This is a genomic window from Vibrio sp. 1249-1, from assembly GCF_033340495.1.
Window position 1 is genome coordinate 1 of record NZ_JAWOWJ010000479.1, and the last position, 730, is coordinate 730.

General features: G+C 46.8%; 1 protein-coding gene. It reads left to right on the top strand.

Annotated features, from left to right (window positions below; all coding sequences use genetic code 11):
* On the top strand, positions 1-730 hold a 730-nt coding region (locus R7Z50_RS27105; RefSeq protein ID WP_318149699.1), incomplete at both ends, for a diguanylate cyclase.

The window sequence follows — 730 nt, forward strand, 5'->3', positions numbered from 1 at the left end:
ATTACCGCGTTGGCGCTGCATTACCGTCGCCATAGTGTGGAATCGAAGTTAGCCCGTGCCGCACTCGATGGTATGACCGCCGTCATGATTTCTGACGCATCGCTCCGCATCATCATGGTCAACCAAGAGTTTGAAAACATGATGGGTTATTCTACCGAACAAGTGAAAGGCTCGAATGCCCACAGCCTGATTTTGCTTCCTGAAGACCTCGAAGAGACGCTAAACATTTGGAATAAGTTAGGGCGCGAGAATGTTTGGGAAGGCGAAGTACGCTGCCGTACCCAATTGAATCATGTGTTTACGGCGATCATGCGTATCCAAGCGAACTTAACAAAGTCCGGTAAAATCAGCTATTACATCACTTCGCTGGTGGATATTTCTGAACGTAAAGCGTTGGAAGAGCAGCTGCGCAACTTAAGTGAGAAAGACGGTTTGACTGGACTGTGGAACCGCAGAAAGTTTGAAGAACAATTAACCCACTACGCGAATATTGTAGAACGTTATCCTGATACACCGACGACGTGTTTGGCTTTGTTTGATATTGACCACTTTAAGCGCATTAACGATGAACGCGGTCACGATGAAGGGGATAAAGTCATTTGTAGCGTCGCAGAAACGTTACTACGTGAAGTACGCACTACGGATTTTGTTTCTCGTGTTGGTGGTGAGGAGTTTGCGGTGATCATGCCTCATACTACAGTTAAAGAGGCCGAAGTGGTGCTCAATCGTT